The organism is Aquihabitans sp. G128 (assembly GCF_019048865.1).
Lineage (GTDB): Bacteria > Actinomycetota > Acidimicrobiia > Acidimicrobiales > Iamiaceae > Aquihabitans.
The window spans coordinates 2,860,617-2,876,546 of sequence record NZ_CP077604.1 but is presented as its reverse complement, the minus strand read 5'-3'; the positions used below and the strand labels follow the sequence as shown (position 1 = coordinate 2,876,546).

At 74.1% G+C, this 15,930-nt stretch carries 18 protein-coding genes; 9 read left to right on the top strand and 9 right to left on the bottom strand.

The window, feature by feature from the left end; translation table 11 throughout:
• Nucleotides 1-10 precede the first annotated feature (10 nt).
• The 4 genes from KSP35_RS13740 to KSP35_RS13725 form a co-directional block, all read right to left on the bottom strand.
• Nucleotides 11-163: a hypothetical protein gene (locus KSP35_RS13740; RefSeq protein WP_216996320.1), complete on the bottom strand. Its 153-nt coding sequence runs from the start codon at nt 161-163 to the stop codon at nt 11-13.
• Between the two features lie 3 nt (nt 164-166).
• On the bottom strand, nt 167-1,135 hold the full coding sequence (locus KSP35_RS13735) for a hypothetical protein (RefSeq protein ID WP_216996318.1): 969 nt from the start codon (nt 1,133-1,135) through the stop codon (nt 167-169).
• Between the two features lie 30 nt (nt 1,136-1,165).
• Nucleotides 1,166-1,429, bottom strand: a complete 264-nt coding sequence (locus KSP35_RS13730) for a GlsB/YeaQ/YmgE family stress response membrane protein (protein WP_216996316.1) — start codon at nt 1,427-1,429, stop codon at nt 1,166-1,168.
• An 83-nt stretch (nt 1,430-1,512) separates the two neighbouring features.
• Nucleotides 1,513-2,562 carry an iron-containing redox enzyme family protein gene (locus tag KSP35_RS13725; RefSeq protein WP_216996314.1) on the bottom strand — a complete coding sequence of 350 codons (1,050 nt, stop codon included), beginning with the start codon at nt 2,560-2,562 and terminating at the stop codon, nt 1,513-1,515.
• A 210-nt stretch (nt 2,563-2,772) separates the two neighbouring features.
• Here KSP35_RS13725 and KSP35_RS13720 point away from each other — a divergent pair, with 210 nt between their 5' ends.
• Genes KSP35_RS13720 through KSP35_RS13710 form a run of 3 tightly spaced genes read left to right on the top strand, consistent with a single transcriptional unit; the run spans nt 2,773 to nt 5,998 of the window.
• Nucleotides 2,773-3,987, top strand: coding sequence for a PP2C family protein-serine/threonine phosphatase (locus KSP35_RS13720; RefSeq protein WP_216996313.1), 1,215 nt, complete (start codon nt 2,773-2,775; stop codon nt 3,985-3,987).
• Nucleotides 3,987-5,567, top strand: a complete 1,581-nt coding sequence (locus KSP35_RS13715) for an ATP-binding protein (protein WP_254127226.1) — start codon at nt 3,987-3,989, stop codon at nt 5,565-5,567. Before KSP35_RS13720 ends, KSP35_RS13715 begins: the two co-directional genes overlap by 1 nt.
• On the top strand, nt 5,564-5,998 hold the full coding sequence (locus KSP35_RS13710; RefSeq protein WP_216996309.1) for a response regulator: 435 nt from the start codon (nt 5,564-5,566) through the stop codon (nt 5,996-5,998). Before KSP35_RS13715 ends, KSP35_RS13710 begins: the two co-directional genes overlap by 4 nt.
• 133 nt (nt 5,999-6,131) lie before the next feature.
• Here the strand turns inward: KSP35_RS13710 and KSP35_RS13705 are convergent, their stop codons facing one another.
• Nucleotides 6,132-6,293 carry a hypothetical protein gene (locus tag KSP35_RS13705; RefSeq protein ID WP_216996307.1) on the bottom strand — a complete coding sequence of 54 codons (162 nt, stop codon included), beginning with the start codon at nt 6,291-6,293 and terminating at the stop codon, nt 6,132-6,134.
• 172 nt (nt 6,294-6,465) lie between these two features.
• Nucleotides 6,466-7,431 (bottom strand): S1C family serine protease, encoded by a 966-nt coding sequence (locus tag KSP35_RS13700; RefSeq protein WP_216996305.1) that lies wholly within the window; start codon nt 7,429-7,431, stop codon nt 6,466-6,468.
• Nucleotides 7,432-7,513: 82 nt separating this feature from the next.
• Between KSP35_RS13700 and KSP35_RS13695 the strand changes: the two genes are divergently transcribed.
• Nucleotides 7,514-7,993: a helix-turn-helix domain-containing protein gene (locus tag KSP35_RS13695; RefSeq protein WP_216996303.1), complete on the top strand. Its 480-nt coding sequence runs from the start codon at nt 7,514-7,516 to the stop codon at nt 7,991-7,993.
• A 13-nt stretch (nt 7,994-8,006) separates the two neighbouring features.
• Here KSP35_RS13695 and KSP35_RS13690 read toward each other — a convergent pair whose 3' ends face one another.
• Together KSP35_RS13690 and KSP35_RS13685 are read right to left on the bottom strand one after the other, a co-directional pair.
• Complete coding sequence (locus tag KSP35_RS13690) at nt 8,007-8,930, bottom strand: alpha/beta fold hydrolase (protein WP_216996301.1); 924 nt, start codon at nt 8,928-8,930, stop codon at nt 8,007-8,009.
• Between the two features lie 23 nt (nt 8,931-8,953).
• The gene (locus KSP35_RS13685) at nt 8,954-9,472 is read right to left on the bottom strand and encodes a DUF664 domain-containing protein (protein WP_216996299.1); all 519 of its coding nucleotides are present in this window, start codon (nt 9,470-9,472) and stop codon (nt 8,954-8,956) included.
• Nucleotides 9,473-9,567: 95 nt separating this feature from the next.
• On the opposite strand from KSP35_RS13685, the gene KSP35_RS13680 reads away from it, so the two are divergent.
• From KSP35_RS13680 to KSP35_RS13665, 4 genes are all read left to right on the top strand, one after another.
• On the top strand, nt 9,568-10,635 hold the full coding sequence (locus KSP35_RS13680; RefSeq protein WP_216996297.1) for a TlpA disulfide reductase family protein: 1,068 nt from the start codon (nt 9,568-9,570) through the stop codon (nt 10,633-10,635).
• Nucleotides 10,636-10,708: 73 nt separating this feature from the next.
• The gene (locus KSP35_RS13675; RefSeq protein WP_216996295.1) at nt 10,709-11,668 is read left to right on the top strand and encodes a metal ABC transporter solute-binding protein, Zn/Mn family; all 960 of its coding nucleotides are present in this window, start codon (nt 10,709-10,711) and stop codon (nt 11,666-11,668) included.
• Nucleotides 11,665-12,447, top strand: a complete 783-nt coding sequence (locus tag KSP35_RS13670; RefSeq protein WP_216996293.1) for a metal ABC transporter ATP-binding protein — start codon at nt 11,665-11,667, stop codon at nt 12,445-12,447. The genes KSP35_RS13675 and KSP35_RS13670 overlap by 4 nt, the downstream gene beginning before the upstream one ends.
• The gene (locus tag KSP35_RS13665) at nt 12,447-13,295 is read left to right on the top strand and encodes a metal ABC transporter permease (RefSeq protein ID WP_216996292.1); all 849 of its coding nucleotides are present in this window, start codon (nt 12,447-12,449) and stop codon (nt 13,293-13,295) included. Before KSP35_RS13670 ends, KSP35_RS13665 begins: the two co-directional genes overlap by 1 nt.
• A 621-nt stretch (nt 13,296-13,916) precedes the next feature.
• Here the strand turns inward: KSP35_RS13665 and KSP35_RS13660 are convergent.
• Nucleotides 13,917-14,321: a PaaI family thioesterase gene (locus tag KSP35_RS13660; RefSeq protein ID WP_216996290.1), complete on the bottom strand. Its 405-nt coding sequence runs from the start codon at nt 14,319-14,321 to the stop codon at nt 13,917-13,919.
• Between the two features lie 100 nt (nt 14,322-14,421).
• On the opposite strand from KSP35_RS13660, the gene KSP35_RS13655 reads away from it, so the two are divergent.
• Nucleotides 14,422-15,618 carry a thiolase family protein gene (locus tag KSP35_RS13655; protein WP_216996288.1) on the top strand — a complete coding sequence of 399 codons (1,197 nt, stop codon included), beginning with the start codon at nt 14,422-14,424 and terminating at the stop codon, nt 15,616-15,618.
• Nucleotides 15,619-15,930 lie beyond the last annotated feature (312 nt).

Below are 15,930 nucleotides of genomic sequence, written 5' to 3'. Positions count from 1 at the left end.
GTCGGTGGCGTCACCACCCCGCGCTGGAGAGGGTGACCTCGCCGTCGACCCGGGCGACGATCCGCATGCCGTCCCACTTGACCTCGAAGGCCCAACCGGGCTCGGTGGGCACCGAGCCGGAGACCGCCTTCATCGGCAGGATCGGCTCGGCGTGGGCGGCCACGGCTCAGCCGGCGACCTTGACCACGACGGCGGTCTCGAGCTGCTGGGTCAGGCGGACGGGGGCGGCCGTCCCCCGGGTGACGTCGACGACCTGGGTGCCCTTGGAGGAGGACGAGCTGCCGGCCACGGGGGCGGTGAGCGAGAGGGTGCCCTTCGCCGAGCCGGTGACGTCGGAGCTGACGAGCCGGGCCGTGGTGCCGGTCGGGAGCGTGGCCAGGTCGACGGGCTGGGGGTCGGCGGTCTGCTCGGTGGTGGCGGTGTAGGCGACGTCGTCGCCGTCGATGGCGGTGATCTCGTAGGTGGTCTCGGTGCGGACCTCCAAGCCGGCCAGCGTCGACGTGGCGTCGGTCTTCCAGCGGGCCCCGACCCCCACCGCCTCGTCGGGCAGGGGGACCGCCAACGCGGCGAGTTGGTCCTGGGCCTGGTCGAGGGTGGCGGCGAGGTCGGGGTCGAGGTCGTCGGGCAGCTGGTACGAGAGGTCGCCGAGCTGACCCTGGTCGGTCACCGTTGCGGTGCCGCCGACGCCCACCAGCTGGTGGACCTCGGCGGTGAGGGCGAGGTGCTCGCCGTCGCTGAGCGAGGTGCCGGTCCGATCGACCTGGGCATCGGTGAAGGTGAAGGAGAGGTCGGCGCCGCCGGCGTGCACCCGGTCGACGGTGAAGCGCACGGTCTCGACCACCGCCGGGCTGTCGAGCGCCTGGGTGTGACCGCTGCTCTGCTGCGAGACGTCGAGGTCGAGGCGGATGGTGGCGGTGGTGGTGGCGCCCTCGGCGAACCGCAGGCGCAGTGCCTGGCGGGGCTCGGCGCCGGCGTCGAGCACCTGGCTGGCGGGCTGCGTGGTGCTGGTGGGGGCGGCGCTCGTGGTGGAGGGCGGGGCGGCGTCGTCGTCGCTGCCGAACAGGCCGCAGCCGGTGAGCGGCACCACGAGGGCCACGGCCAGCAGCAGCGGGGCGAGGGGGGAGCGGCGCCGCACGGGCCGCACCCTACAAGCGGCCCTGCGGCCTCAGCGGGCGGCGGAGGACCGCCGGTAGACGAGCAGGACGATGACGGCGCCGACGACCGAGCCCAGGAAGCCCGACCACTGCAGCGGACCGCTGGTGAGGTCCTTGTCGAAGATGACGTAGCCGATGAAGCCGCCGACGAGCGACCCCACCAGGCCGAGGACGGTGGTCTTCACCAGGCCCGAGGGGCTGGGCCCGGACACCAGCGCTCGGGCGATCAGCCCGGCGAGGAACCCCACGAACAGGAACGTGATGATGGACCACATGTGCCGGCCTCCGAGTCGGGTGTCAGGTGCCCATGGTGGCGCGCGGAGCGGCGGTCGCGCCGGGCGTGCGCCACAGCCGGCGCTCAGCCGACGGGAGCGGCGGTGGCGAGGGGCTCGCGGGGCACGGGCACGCGGAGGTCGACCGGGCCCGGAACGGGGAGTAGCGAGCTCTCGTTCCGGTCCCAGGCCTGCAGGACGTGGCGGGCGAAGCGCTTCTCCACGTGGGCCAGGGCGACGGCGCCGAACACGATGTCGGCCGCCAGCTCGGGCTCGGCGGCGGCCATCGGCGCGACCATGCCGTCGAGCGCGAGGCGGGCGTGGTGGACGTCGGCCTCCACGTGGACGGCGTAGAAGCGCTCGAGGGCGGGCAGCCCGCCGACGCGGCGGGCCGCTGCGAGGTAGCGCGACATGGGCGTCACCGAGCAGACCTCGAACAGCGCGAGGTGGCCCACCAGGGCGCCTCGCAGCCGTCGGTTGAGGCCGAACAGCGACACGAGGTTGTCGGTGGCGAGGGTGACACCCGGCAGCCGGTCGACGTAGTGGCCGAAGTCCGAGCGCAGGCCCAGCTCGTCCATCGCGGCCGCGAACAGCTCGGAGTGGGCCTCTCCCGGACGGCCGCCGCCGTACTCGTCGGCCTGGATCTCCACCATGGCGGCCCGACCGGCCCCGGTCAGCCGGGGCAGGCCGAAGGTGTGGCCGTCGGCCTCCTTCAGCTGGTAGGCGGAGCGGTGGATGGCGAACTCCTCGAGGTGGAAGCGCTCGCCCTCCTCTTCGATGGTGCGGGCCAGGGGCGGCCCGGCCCAGGTGGCGACCACCCGGAGGGCGACCACGGGGTCGGCCGGCAGGGCCTCGGGCCGGTGCTCGTCGCGGAGGGCCGCCTCGAAGCGCGCCTCGAGCTGGTTCCGGAAGGCGATGGTCTCCGGGTCCCACTCGGCGTCGGCCGGTAGCCCGTCGAAGCCGCGGTAGTGCGGGGCGTAGCAGCACCACAGCGCCAGCTGCAGGTCGTCGTCGGCCAGCGGGTCGAGCCGGTCCAGGTCGGCGAGCGCCGGGTGGTCGGCGAGGTCGGCGCCTCCGGACCAGTGGAGGAAGAGGGCCGTGCTCAGGGGACCGCGCGGCTGGGGCAGGGTGGGCATGACCGCTCTCTGTCCCTCGTGCTGCCCGGCAGTCACGACGGGGGACATTTCCGCCGCGCGGGTGACGCGGGCGGCGTTTGTCAACCGAACGGGTGGTTGGGGTGGCGGTCGCTTGACGACGCCCAGCCGCTTGGGCTGGCATCCCTCGTTCCGAACGGGCCGTCGACGCCGATCGCGGTCCGGCCCTACGGTGGCTCCTTCGGTCCGGCGGTGTCGCAAGGGAAGGAGGGGGTACCCATCGCTGCATCGTCCGACGTCGACAGCCGTTCCACGTGGACGGCGCTCGGGCGCCCCTACCGGATCCTCCTGGTCGAGGACGATCGGGGCGACGCCCTGCTCGTGGAGGCCACCCTCGAGGAGAGCATGGCCACCGTGGAGGTGGCCTGGCACGCCGACGTGCCCTCGCCGGTCGAGGTCGAGGAGGCGCGGGCGGACTGCGTCCTGGTCGACCTGGGGCTGCCGGGCCGGGCCGGGCTCGAGGCCCTGGCGGCCATGTTGGAGCTGGTCGACGGTGCTCCGGTGATCGTGCTGACCGGCCTGGACGACCGTGCCACCGGCATGGAGGCGGTCGCCGCCGGCGCGGCCGACTACCTGGTGAAGGGCGACCACGACGGCGAGGCCCTCGTGCGCGCCATCGGCTTCGCCGTGGAGCGCACCCACGCCGAGGCCGCCCGGGCCCGGTGGCGCGAGGCCGAGTTCCTCCGCGCCGAGAACCTGCGCCTCGAGCGGGGCCTGCTGCCCAAGCCGGTCCTGGAGGGATCCGGCCTGCAGTGGTCCCGTCGCTACCGGCCCGGAGCCGAGACCAGCGTGCTGGGCGGCGACTTCTTCGACGCCGTGCTCCGCCCCGACGGCAGCGTCCGGGTGGTCCTCGGCGACGTCTCGGGGCACGGGCCCGACGAGGCAGCCCTCGGGGTCTGCCTCCGGATCGCCTGGCGCACCCTCGTGCTGCGCAGCACGCCGGACGACGAGGTGCTGGGCGCCCTGGACGACGTCCTGGACCTCGAGCGCCAGCACCACCAGTTCTGCACGGTGGCGGACCTGACCATCGCCGCCGATCGCTCGTCGGTCACCTCGCGGCTGGCCGGCCACCCGCCGCCCATCGTCCTCGGCGACGACGGCCCGGCGTTCCTCGACAACGGCCACCGCGGGGTCCCGCTGGGCATCCCCGGCTCCCACGCCTGGCCCGACGCCGTCCACCCCCTGCCGGCGGGGAGCGGGCTGCTCCTCTACAGCGACGGCGCCTTCGAGAGCCTGCGCCCCGACGGCACCCGCATCGAGCTCGCCGGCCTGCTCGACCTGGTGGCAGCGGTGCCGCGCCCGGTCGACGCCGCCGGGCTCGACGCCCTGCTCGACCACGTGGAGCGGCCGCACCGGGAGGCGGGTCACCCCGACGACCTCGCCCTCCTCGGGATCCTGGTGCCGTGATGCGCGCTGCCTGGTCCGACGCCGGCCTCCGGACGCGGGTGCGGGTGGCGTTCCTGGCCGTCGGCGCGGTCGGGCTCGTCGGCCTGGTGTTCGTCGGCGTCACCTTCGGCCACCTCCTCGACGCCCGCCACCGCCTGGCCGACCGGCTCGATCCGGCCACCACCAACTCCCGCAAGTGGATCAGCGCGGTCGTCGACCAGGAGAGCGGCGTGCGGGGCTACGTCCTCTCGGGCGACGAGACCTACCTCCAGCCCTACGACGACGGCGTGGCCGTCGCGGCAGCCGGCGAGCGCGCCACCCGCAGCCTCCTCGCCGACGAGCCGTCGCTGCTGGCGATCGTCGACCGGTTCGATGTCGAGGCCGACCGCTGGCGGAAGGAGGTCGCTGCGCCGCTGGTGGCCGACACCCGTGCCGGCGCCAAGGTCACCGAGGCCCAGCTGAGCAGCTCGAAGGCGTCCTTCGACGAGGTCCGGGCCACCTACCGGCTGCTGCAGGACCGGCTCGACGTCACCCGCGGCGCGGCCCGCACCCAGCTCGATCGGAACACGACCGACCTCGTGCAGGCCACGGTGGTGGCGGTCCTCGTGGCGGCGCTGGGACTGATCGCCACCTGGATCGCGCTCAACCGCTGGGTGATCCGGCCGCTCGGCTCGCTCGGCGCCGACGCCCGCCTCGTCGCCTCCGGCGACCTCGAGCACGCGGTCGACCCCGTCGGCCCGCCCGACCTCGAAGCGCTGGCCGGCGACATGGAGGCCATGCGCCGCCGGATCGTCGACGAGCTCGGCGTGGTGGAGGCAGCCCGGGGCCGGCTCGAGGCCCAGGCCTCCGACCTGGCGCGCTCGAACCAGGAGCTCGAGCAGTTCGCCTACGTGGCCTCCCACGACCTCCAGGAGCCGCTGCGCAAGATCACCGGCTTCTGCCAGCTCCTCCAGCGCCGCTACGGCGGCCAGCTCGACGAGCGGGCCGACGAGTACATCGCCTTCGCCGTCGACGGCGCCAAGCGCATGCAGGTGCTGATCAACGACCTGCTCGCCTTCTCCCGCGTGGGCCGCACCACCGAGGGCTTCGCCGAGGTCGACCTCGGCGTTGTCGCCGCTCGGGCCGTCACCACCTTGGAGAGCGTGATCGAGGCCGCCGGGGCCACCGTGTCCATCGGCCCGCTGCCCCGGACCCAGGGTGACGCCACCCTCCTCGAGCTGCTGTTCCAGAACCTCGTCGCCAACGCCGTGAAGTTCCACGGCGACGCCCCGCCGGTGGTCGCCATCACCGCCGCACCCACCGACGACGGGTGGGAGCTCACCTGCGTCGACAACGGCATCGGCATCGAGCCGCGCTACGCCGAGCGGGTGTTCGTCATCTTCCAGCGCCTCAACGACCGCGAGGCCTACGACGGCACCGGCATCGGCCTGGCCATGTGCCGCAAGATCGTCGAGTTCCACGGGGGCGCCATCCGCGTGGTGCCGACCCCGGACCGACCCGGCACCACCATCGCCTGGACGCTGCCCACCGAGGTGCCCCGCGTCCCCGCCCTCCCCGTCGCCGCGCCCGCCCCCGCCAGCCCCAAGGAGCCCACCCCATGACCGTGAAGCCCATCGAGGTCCTGCTCGTCGAGGACGACCCCGGCGACGTGGTCATGACCCGCGAGGCGCTGGCCGAGAGCAAGGTCATGAACCAGCTCCACGTGGTGTCGAACGGCGAGGACGCCATGCGCTTCCTCCGCCGCGAGGCGCCCTACGAGGACGCCCCCCGCCCGGGCCTGGTCCTGCTCGACCTCAACCTCCCCCGCCTCGACGGCCGCGAGGTCCTGGCCCTGGTGAAGGGCGACCCCGACCTGCGCCGCATCCCGATCGTGGTCCTCACCACCTCGCAGGCCGAGGAGGACGTGCTGCGCAGCTACGACCTCCACGCCAACGCCTTCGTGACCAAGCCCGTGGACTTCGACCGCTTCCTCGAGGTCGTCCGCCAGGTCGACAACTTCTACATCTCGGTCGTCAGCTTGCCGAAGACCTGACGCCCGACCTCGACCGCCAGGGCCGCCTCGACCGCCAGGTCGGTGCCCCCCCCTTCGAACTTGTGGGCCCACACCGCCACTTTCGGCGCCCTCAGCCCACAAGTTGCGTGGGGGGGGCGACCCGGGCGGCGGGTTACCAGCCGGCGTCGGTGCGGTCGGGCTGGTCGAGGAAGGCGTCGTCGAGCCACACCTCGTCGACGTCGTCCATGAACGACGCCAGGTGCCGGGCCGGGAGCCCGGCCAGCTCCACGACGGAGGTGGTGACCGAGCCGAGGAAGCCCACGATCGTTGCCATGGCAACCATTCTGTCCCGCCAACGGTGGAACAGACCACTCGGGCGGAGCGAAAACCGGTCGATCGTCACTCGACCGTTGCTTCGGCGACCGCGGGTATCCGAAGCGGTGGGAGGGGCCGAGATGACGCCCGCCACACCGGATACCCACGGTCACCCCGCAGATCGTCCCTCGCTACACCGCCGTGGGGGCGTCGGGGCCACCGTCGGCCGCCGGGTCGGCGGCGTCGTCCGGCTCGCTCGTGGCGGGCGCGCTGGGAGCGGCGAACGAGACCGTGACGGTGCGCGCCTCGGTGCCCCGGACGACCTCGACGTCGACCGTGTCCCCGGCCCGGTCGAGCGCATCCCACACGTCGTCGACGCTGGTGACCGCAGCGCCGCCCACCGCCACCACGAGGTCGCCCTCGCCCAGGCCGGCGGCCTCGGCGGGCGAGCCCTCGAGCACGCCGGACACGAGCAGGCCCGCCTGCTCGGGGAGGCCGACCCGCCGGCGGATGCGGGCGGTCTCGGCGGCCGGCACCACCGCCACGCCGAGGCGACGGCCGCCGACCGAGCGGCCCTCGACCAGCTCGGCCACGCGGGCCTGCAGGTCGGCGTCGGCCGGGAGGGCGAGGTAGAAGCCCTCGCCGAGGCGATGGGTGTTGATGCCCACGATGGCGCCCTCGGCGTCGAGCAGCGGGCCGCCGGAGGAGCCCTTGGCGAGCGGAGCGGTGTGCTCGACCGCGCCCTTGATGCGACGGCCGCGGGGGCCGCGGAAGGCCCGGTCGGCCGCCGAGACCAGCCCGAAGGTCACGCGGTGGCCCCGGAGCGTGCGGCCGGCGGCGAACACCGGGTCGCCCTCCTCGAGGGTGCGGGTGGACCAGGGCAGGGACGGGGCGCCCGCCGTGTCGACGTCGAGCACCACGAGGTCGTGGTCCGGGGCGGCGCCGGCGAGCCGCCCCTGGACGGCACGTCCGTCGGCGAAGGTGACCTGGGTGGTGCGGTCCCGGAGGTTGTGGGCGTTGGTCAGGACCTTGCCGGGGGCGACGACGACGCCGGTGCCGCGGCCGTGGCGGCCGATGGCGACGGTGGCCGGGCCGGCGGCGGCCGATGCCGCGCGAGCGGCGGTGGAGAGGTCGGAGAGGAGGTCGGTGGTGGTCATGGTGCGCTCCTGGCTGGTCACTTGCGAGTTGCAAGTGACTCTAGGGTCGGCCGGTCCGGTTTGCACGGGGCAGACTCCAGCGGTGCCCCGCCGCCCCGGATCGTCGCCCGCGCCCCGGCCGCGCCGCCGCCCGGGCGGGGCGGCACCGTCGGGTGCGACGTCGCCGCTGCGCGCCGCGCTCGACCGCGTCGGCGACCGGTGGGTGCTGCTGGTCGTCGACGCACTGGCCGCCGGGCCGCTGCGCTTCGGCGACCTGGCCGACCGGGTGGGGGCGGCGCCCAACATCCTCACCGACCGGCTGCGACGGCTCGAGGTCGAGGGGCTCGTGGTGGCCACGCCGTACTCCGAGCGGCCGGTGCGGCTCGACTACCGCCTCAGCGCATCCGGGGTGGAGCTCGCCGACGCGCTGCTCGGGCTGGCGGCGTGGGGCGGCGCCGAGGAGGGTCTCCCGGCCGAGCGCTTCCACGACGCGTGCGGCTCTGCGGTGGAGCTGCGGCCCTGGTGCCCGACCTGCGATCGGCCGGTCGGGCCGGACGAGCAGCCCGGGACCTACGACCTCTGACGTCGTCGGCGGGTCAGGCCGGGCGGGGCACGAAGTCGTCGAGCAGGGCGGCCAGCTCGACGGGCATGTCGCCCTGGACGCTGTGGCCGGCCTCGGCGAGGTGCTCCACGCGAGCGGAGGGCTGGCGCCGCACCAGCTCGGCCTCGTCGGCGTCGTCTACGACCGACTGGGGCCGCATCCCGCGCACCAGCAGGAGCGGCACCGTAAGGCCGGACACCGCGCCCCACAGGTCGGGGAACGACCCGATGCGCTCGTCGGTGGCGCCGGCGGGCTCCTCGGCTCGGTGGCGGGCGTAGCGCCAGACCCACGAGCCGTCGTCGCGCTGGAGGGCGTTGTGCAGGATGCCCCGTCGCAGCGACGCCTCGGAGCGGGTGGGGTTGAACTCGATCGTGCGGGCCAGCAGGTCCTCGAAGCTCGGGAAGCTCTCGGGGCCGTCGACGAAGGCGGTGATGGCCGAGGCCTTCTCGCTGGTGACGCCCGGGGTGATGTCGACGAGGACGACCGAGCGCACCAGGTCGGGGTGGTCGGCGGCCAGGGCCAGGGTGGTGATGCCTCCGAGCGACATGCCCACCACGGCGGCGGCGTCGGGCGCCAGCGAGCGGATGGCGACGGCGACGTCGGCGGCGTTGGACCGGAGGTCGAGCGAACCGTGGCGGCCGCCGTCGCTGTGGCCGTGGCCGGGAAGGTCGATGGCCACCAGCGGGCGGCCGAGGGCCAGGGCGACGGTGTCCCACGTGTGGGCGTTCTGGGCCCCGCCGTGCAGCAGCACCAGCTCGGGCGGTGCCTCGCCCCAGACCAGGGCGCTCAGCGAGCGGCCGTCGCCCAGGTCGGCTGCCTCGCGCCGCACGGCCGGTGGCCCGTCGTAGGGGATCCCGAACTCCTCGGCGTTCTCGTGGAACATCGACAGCTCGTCGTACGGCACCCGTTCGCTGGCCATGGCGGGAACCTACGCGCCGACGCTCAGACCCGCTCCGCCAGCCCGCGCACGTAGGCGGCCTGGCCGAGGTGCTGCAGGCAGTCGCTGATGACGCTGACGAGGCGCACCGACGCGGTGACCGGCGGGTCCCAGTGCTCGTCGACGACGCGCTCCAGCTCGTCGGGCGTGACCCCCGCGAGGTAGGTCTCGGTCCGGGCGTTGACGGCCTCGTGGTAGCCGGTGAGCAGGTCGGTGCCCACCTGCACCGCAGCGACGTCCTCGCTCGAGTGGGAGTACCCGGTGTCCCCGGCGTCGAACGGCAGCCCGAAGCGATCGGCCCACCCGTCGGCGGTCCACGCCTGCTCGGTGCCCGCCAGGCCGGCCACGTGGTCGTCCTGGATGCGGGAGAGGTGCCAGACGAGCCAGGCGATGGAGTTGGCCTCGGCGTCAGGACGGTACGTGAGCGTCGCCTCGGCGGCGCCGTCGAGGGTGGAGGCCACCAGCTCGTGGATGCGCCCGAAGGCGTCGGTCAGCAGCTCTCGGTGTGCGGTGGTGTCGGCCATGGGCCCCTGCCTACCCGGCCGCTGCGCCGATGCCGACCTCCCCCGTTCTGGGGATCCCCCGGCACGCCGTAGCGAGGCGGGTCTACGCTCGAAAAATGGAACACGTTCTACTTCGGGTGCTCGGCGACGAAGAGGTCGAGGTCGACGGCGGTCGCGACGGCGATCAGCTGTTCGTGGCCGAGGCCGACCTCGCCGCCGCCACCGGTTGGCAGCTCAAGCCGCAGGGCCTGTGCAAGGGCGAGGCCTGCGTGCCGGTCTTCGATCGCGCCGCCCTCGGTCCCGAGGGATGGATCGACGTCGCAGCCTTCGCCGCCCAGGTCCGCCACCCGGTGGCGCTCGACGGCCCCAACGCCACGGTCGCCATCGGCGAGCCGGCCGCGGCCCGCGGCGCGGCCCTCGCCTCGCTGCAGGCGCCGGATGTGACGCTGCCCACCGTCGACGGCGGGACCGCCAACGTGCGCGACCTCTCCGGCCGGAAGCGGCTGGTGGTCTCCTTCGCCTCGTGGTGCGGCTGCCGCCACGACCTGCCGGCGTGGCAGGCGCTGCACGAGAAGTGGGAGGACAAGGGCTTCTCGGTGATCGCGGTGGCGGTGGACCAGACGCCCGAGGTGGTCCAGCCCTGGGTCGACGAGGCGGCCGCCACGTTCCCCGTCATGGTCGACGCCGACCACCGCTTCGTCGACGCCTACGGCATCCGCAACGTCCCGACCGTGGTGTGGATCGACGAGGACGACAACATCGTCCAGCCCAACATGGCTGCCTTCGGCAACGACCAGTTCATCGACTTCACCGGCCAGCCGTCGGCCCCGCACCTCGAGGCGCTGGAGCGCTGGGTGGTCGACGGCGAGAAGCCGTTCGACGACGACGCCGCGGTCCGCGAGGCGCAGCAGCTCCCGACCGACGACGACCAGCAGGCTCGGGCCGAGTTCCGCCTGGCCCTGTCCCTGCACCGCCACGGTGCGACCGAGGCTGCCGCGGCCCACTTCGACGAGGCGGGCCGGCTGGCACCGTGGGACTTCACGATCCGCCGCGGGTCCATGCCGCTGCGGGGGCAGGACCCGTTCGGCGAGCCGTTCTTCGAGCTCTACGAGGAGTGGGAGAAGGTGGGCCGGCCGTACTACACCGAACCGACCGAGCCCACCGAGGCCCCCGCACCGGGCTGACCCCGCGGCGCCCGGCGCCCGGTCGGGCGGACGTGGTTTTGACAACCATTCCCATATCGGGAACGATTCTCACATGCCCGCCCGCACCGCCTGTCGCCCCCTCGCCCTCGTCGTCGCCCTGGCGGCAGGGGCCGTCCTCCTGGCCGGGTGCGGCTCCGGTGACGGCGGGGCCGCAGCCGACGGGAAGCTCCGGGTGGAGGCGTCGTTCTACCCGCTGCAGTGGATGGCCGAGGAGGTGGGTGGCGACTTGGTCTCGGTGGCCAACCTGACCAAGCCCGGCGCCGAGCCCCACGACCTGGAGCTCTCCCCGAAGGACGTCGCCGCCCTCAGCGACGCTGACGTCGTGGTCTACCTGTCGGGCTTCCAGCCCGCCGTCGACGACGCCCTCGCCGAGTCCGGCGCCACCACCTTCGACGCCAAGGCCAGCGCCCGCCTGGACCTCACCCTCGCCGAGGAGGCCAACCACGCCGGCGGGGACGGAGCCGACGAGGGCCACGACGACGAGGCCGGGGCCGTCGACCCGCACTTCTGGCTCGACCCGACCCGCCTGGCCAAGGTGGCCACCGCCTTCGCCGACGTGCTGGCGAAGCAGGACCCGGACCACGCAGCGACCTTCCGGAGCAACGCCGCCCGCCTGGTGGGCCGGCTCGACGACCTCGACGGGGAGTACCGCCAGGCCCTCGAGGGCTGCTCGGCCAAGGAGCTGGTCACCAGCCACCAGGCCTTCGGCTACCTCGCCGAGCGCTACGGCATGGACCAGGTCGGCATCGCCGGGCTCACCCCGGAGCAGGAGCCCTCGGCCGCACAGCTGGCCAGCGCGCCGGACTTCGTGGCGGAGCACCGGGTCCGTACGATCTACTTCGAGACCCTGGTCAGCCCGGACGTGGCCGAGACGGTGGCCAGCGAGGCCGGCGTGAAGACCGCAGTCCTCGATCCCATCGAGGGCCTCACCGACGCCTCCCAGGGCCGCGACTACCTCGAGGTCATGCGATCCAACCTGAAGCACCTGCAGGCCGGGCAGCCCTGTCCGTGACCGAGGCCGCCGCTCCCGCGGTGGTCGAGCTCCGCCGCGCCGACATCGGCTACGAGGGTCGGCCGGTGGTGGCCGGGCTCGACCTGCGCATCGACGCCGGCGAGGTCATCGGCCTGCTCGGCCCCAACGGGTCCGGCAAGTCGACCCTGGTCCGCGGCCTGCTGGGGCTGGCGCCGATCCTCGGCGGCTCCGTGTCCCTGTTCGGCGTCGACCGCCACCGCTTCAAGGACTGGGCGCGCGTGGGCTACGTGCCCCAGCGCCAGACCGTGGTCGGCGGCATCCCGTCGACGGTGCGCGAGGTGGTGGCGTCGGGGCAGCTCACCTCCGTGCGCCCCTTCCGCCGCCCCCGGGCCGCCGAGCGCGCCGCGGTGGTCGATGCCATCGAGGCCGTCGGCCTCGCCGACAAGGCCAAGGCCGCCATGGCCACGCTGTCGGGCGGCCAGCAGCGCCGGGTCCTCATCGCCCGCGCCCTCGCCTCCGCGCCGGACCTGCTGGTGCTCGACGAGCCCACCGCCGGCGTCGACAGCGCCAACCAGGTCGCGCTCGCCGCCACCCTCGCCGGGCTGGCGGAGCGGGGCACCACGATCCTGCTCATCACCCACGAGCTCGGCCCGGCCGAGCCGCTGGTCACCCGCACCCTCGTGCTGCGCGCCGGGCGCCTCGTCCACGACGGTCCCGCGAGCGAGGCGCCCGACGAGCACGACGACGACTGGCACCACCACCACGGCGACCACCCCGACCCCGGTCCCGCCCTCGGCCTCGAAGGGCCGTGCACCTGATGGAGATCGAGGTCCTCCAGTACGCGTTCATGCGCCGCGCCCTCCTCGCCGCGCTCCTGATCGGGCTCACCGCGCCGTCGGTCGGGGTGTACCTCGTGCAGCGCCGGCTGGCGCTCATCGGCGACGGCCTCGGCCACGTGGCCCTCACCGGCGTGGCGGTCGGCCTCGTGACCTCGACGACGCCGGTGCTCACTGCGCTCGCCGCCGCGGTCGTGGGCGCCGTGGTGGTGGAGCTGATCCGGGTGAAGGGCCGCACCAGCGGCGACGTCGCCCTCGCCGTGCTGTTCTACGGCGGCATCGCCGGGGGCGTGGTCATCGTGTCGCAGGCCCCGCCGGGCACCACGGTGAACCTCGACGCCTACCTGTTCGGCGCCATCACCACCACCACCGCCGGCGACCTCCGCGTGTTCGCCGTGCTCAGCCTGGTGGTCCTGGCGGTGACGCTGGGCCTGGGCCGGTACCTGTTCGCGGTGAGCAACGACGAGGAGTACGCCCTGGCCTCGGGGCTGCCGGTGCTGCGGCTCAACCTGCTGCTGGCCGTGGTCACGTCGGTCACGGTGGTCGTCTCGATGCGGGTGGTCGGCCTCCTGCTCATCAGCGCCCTCATGGTCATCCCCATCGCCACCGCCCAGCTGGTCACGCGGAGCTTCCGCTCGACGGTGGTGCTCGCCACCCTGCTCGGCACCGCCGCCGCCGTCTCGGGCGTCGGCGCCTCGTACTACGCCGACACCCCGTCGGGCGGCACGATCGTGCTCATCGCCATCGCCGCCTTCCTCGTCGTCGCCGTCGGCGCCGCCCTCCGCGACCACCTCCGCCGCTCGACGCCCACCCCCGACGCCGACGCCTGACGCCCCGGGCCTCGGCTGCCCGGGCCAGCGCCTCGGCCGACCGGCTCCTCGCTGGTCACCGGGGTGCCCGGGTCGCGGTGCGTCCTCGGCTGGTCACCGTCGTGAAGGGCGCGACGAGGGCGAGCCTGGGCGGGTCCTCGTGGGGCACCACCTCTCCGCGCTGCGAGCGTGGCCTGCCTGCCTCAGGCCTGCGTGCGCTGGAGGTGTGTGCAGTTGACCGCGGTGCGAAGCGTCAAGTGCACACGCCTCGATCCGGCCACGGCATGGAATCGGACGTGTACGACGAATCGGACAGGGGCGGCAAGGTCGGTGCAGCTGTGCTCAAGGAGTGTGCAGAGGTGCACCAACCTCGGGCTTGGGCACGAGCTCGAACGGGAGCGGCCATCGACCCGGACGTGTGCGCCGGACCTGACCGGCCACCCGGCCCTCGTCGCGCCCTTGAAGAACGGTGCGCGGCGAGGGCCGTGCCGCGACCCCGGCCCCGGCGGACCGGCGCGCCGCCCGCCGGCTCTGCGCCGGTCGCCGGGGTGCCCGGTCGCGGTCCGCCCTCCGGACGTGACCGTCGGGCGGGACGGACGGGCCCGGCGGCCGGCCGCGACCCCGAGCGCGGCCCGGGTCGGGTCAGGCTTCGGGGAGGGGTTGGTTGGCGAGGCGGACCTGGCCGCGGGCGACGAGCTTGCCGGCGGCGTTGGTGAGCTCGACGAGCCAGAGCTGGAGGGTGCGGCCCTGCTGGATGGGGCGGGCGACGACGGTGAGGCGGCCCTCGCGGTGGGGGCGGAGGAAGTCGGTCTGGTTGTTGACGCCGACGGCGAACTTGCCGTCGGGCTCGACGGCAAGCGAGGCGCCGAGGCTCGCCGCGCTCTCGATGACCGTGGCGTAGAGGCCGCCGTGGACGATGCCCCACGGGGTGTGGTGCGCCGGGCCGGCGTCGACGTGGCCGACCAACTCGGTGGGCGTGGCCGAGTCGAGCACGAGGCCGACGGCGGCGAGGAAGGGGGGCTCGGGGGCGGTGGGGTCGATGGTCACGGAGCCAGCGTCGCGCAGCGGGTTGTGTGATGCAACTGACCATCGTACGCTCGCCGCAGAGGCCGTCCGCTCGGACGGCCGCCGTCAACGGAGGACCGTCATGACCGACGCCGTGATCATCGATGCCGTGCGCACCCCGCTCGGGAAGGGCAAGCCCAACGGGGCCCTCGCCGGCGTGAACCCGGTGGACCTCCTGGCCCACCCGCTCGAAGCCCTGGTCGAGCGGACCGGGCTCGACCCCGAGCAGATCGACGACGTGATCGCCGGCTGCGTCACCCAGGCCGACGAGCAGGGCTTCAACATCGCCCGTCGGGCGGTCCTCGCCGCCGGCTACCCCGAGCGCGTCCCGGCCACGACCATCGACCGCCAGTGCGGCTCGTCGCAGCAGGCCATCCACTTCGCCGCCCAGGGGATCCAGGCCGGCGCCTACGACGTCGTGGTCGCCGCGGGGGTCGAGAGCATGAGCCGGGTGCCCATGGGCGCCAACACGCGGGACGCCGACGTGGTCGGCGAGAAGCTGGCCGCCCGCTACCCCGACGGGGCGATGATCCCGCAGGGCATCGCCGCCGAGCTGATCGCGGCCAGGTGGGGGATCGACCGGGAGGCGCTCGACGCCTTCGCCGTCCGGTCCCAGAGCCTGGCGGCCGCCGCCCGAGACGAGGGTCGCTTCGACGCCGAGATCGCCCCCTTGAAGGTGGCCGGCCCCGACGGCGAGCTGGTGGAGCTGGCCACCGACGAGGGCATCCGCGAGAGCACCGCCGAGGGCCTGGCCAAGCTGCGCCCGGCCTTCGAGCACCCGTACTTCGCCGAGCGGTTCCCCCAGATCGACTGGAGCACGACCGCCGCGAACTCGTCGCAGCTCACCGACGGCGCCGCCGCCGTGCTGCTCACCAGCGCCGAGAAGGCCGCCGAGCTGGGGCTCCGCCCCCGTGCCCGCATCCACACCACGGTGGTGGAGGGCGACGACCCGCTCTACATGCTCACCGCGGTGATCCCCGCCACCCGCAAGGTGCTGGCCAAGGCCGGGCTCACCATCGACGACATCGACCTCTTCGAGGTCAACGAGGCGTTCTCGTCGGTGGTGCTGGCGTGGGCCAAGGAGCTCGGCGCCGACCTCGACAAGGTCAACGTGAACGGCGGCGCCATCGCCCTGGGCCACCCGCTCGGCGGCTCCGGCGCCCGCCTGGCCACCACGTTGCTCAACGCCCTCGAGCAGCGGGGCGCCCGCTACGGCCTCCAGGTCATGTGCGAGGCCGGTGGCCTGGCCAACGCCATGATCATCGAACGCCTGGACTGATCCCTCGCCACCCACATCGCTGACGCCGGCCCGGTCTCCCCTCCCTCGAGGGTCGACCGGGCCGGCGCCGTCGCGCCCCTGGACCCACACGATCAGCCTCGGGCTCAGCCCCGGCCTTCCGCCCGGAACTTCGGGTCTGAGGTCCGTGCGCGCGCCGGTGTGGGACCCAAAGTTCGAGAGAGCGGGGTGTGGTGGGGTGTGGTGGGGTGGGGTGGGGGCGGCGGGGCGGGTGCCGGTGCCAGGGTCGTGTGACGGGTGTCGGGTTGTGGTGGCGGACGTGTCACGGTAAAACCTGACCAAACAGATCGGCTT

What these genes read in the sequence shown, in the direction of transcription:
- KSP35_RS13710 (WP_216996309.1), top strand. Translation starts at nt 5,564, where the DNA reads ATGACCGTGAAGCCCATCGAGGTCCTGCTCGTCGAGGACGACCCCGGC.
- KSP35_RS13725 (WP_216996314.1), bottom strand. Translation starts at nt 2,562, where the DNA reads ATGCCCACCCTGCCCCAGCCGCGCGGTCCCCTGAGCACGGCCCTCTTC.
- KSP35_RS13700 (WP_216996305.1), bottom strand. Translation starts at nt 7,431, where the DNA reads ATGACCACCACCGACCTCCTCTCCGACCTCTCCACCGCCGCTCGCGCG.
- KSP35_RS13685 (WP_216996299.1), bottom strand. Translation starts at nt 9,472, where the DNA reads ATGGCCGACACCACCGCACACCGAGAGCTGCTGACCGACGCCTTCGGG.
- KSP35_RS13690 (WP_216996301.1), bottom strand. Translation starts at nt 8,930, where the DNA reads ATGGCCAGCGAACGGGTGCCGTACGACGAGCTGTCGATGTTCCACGAG.
- KSP35_RS13730 (WP_216996316.1), bottom strand. Translation starts at nt 1,429, where the DNA reads ATGTGGTCCATCATCACGTTCCTGTTCGTGGGGTTCCTCGCCGGGCTG.
- KSP35_RS13665 (WP_216996292.1), top strand. Translation starts at nt 12,447, where the DNA reads ATGGAGATCGAGGTCCTCCAGTACGCGTTCATGCGCCGCGCCCTCCTC.
- KSP35_RS13655 (WP_216996288.1), top strand. Translation starts at nt 14,422, where the DNA reads ATGACCGACGCCGTGATCATCGATGCCGTGCGCACCCCGCTCGGGAAG.
- KSP35_RS13680 (WP_216996297.1), top strand. Translation starts at nt 9,568, where the DNA reads ATGGAACACGTTCTACTTCGGGTGCTCGGCGACGAAGAGGTCGAGGTC.
- KSP35_RS13715 (WP_254127226.1), top strand. Translation starts at nt 3,987, where the DNA reads ATGCGCGCTGCCTGGTCCGACGCCGGCCTCCGGACGCGGGTGCGGGTG.
- KSP35_RS13705 (WP_216996307.1), bottom strand. Translation starts at nt 6,293, where the DNA reads ATGGCAACGATCGTGGGCTTCCTCGGCTCGGTCACCACCTCCGTCGTG.
- KSP35_RS13675 (WP_216996295.1), top strand. Translation starts at nt 10,709, where the DNA reads ATGCCCGCCCGCACCGCCTGTCGCCCCCTCGCCCTCGTCGTCGCCCTG.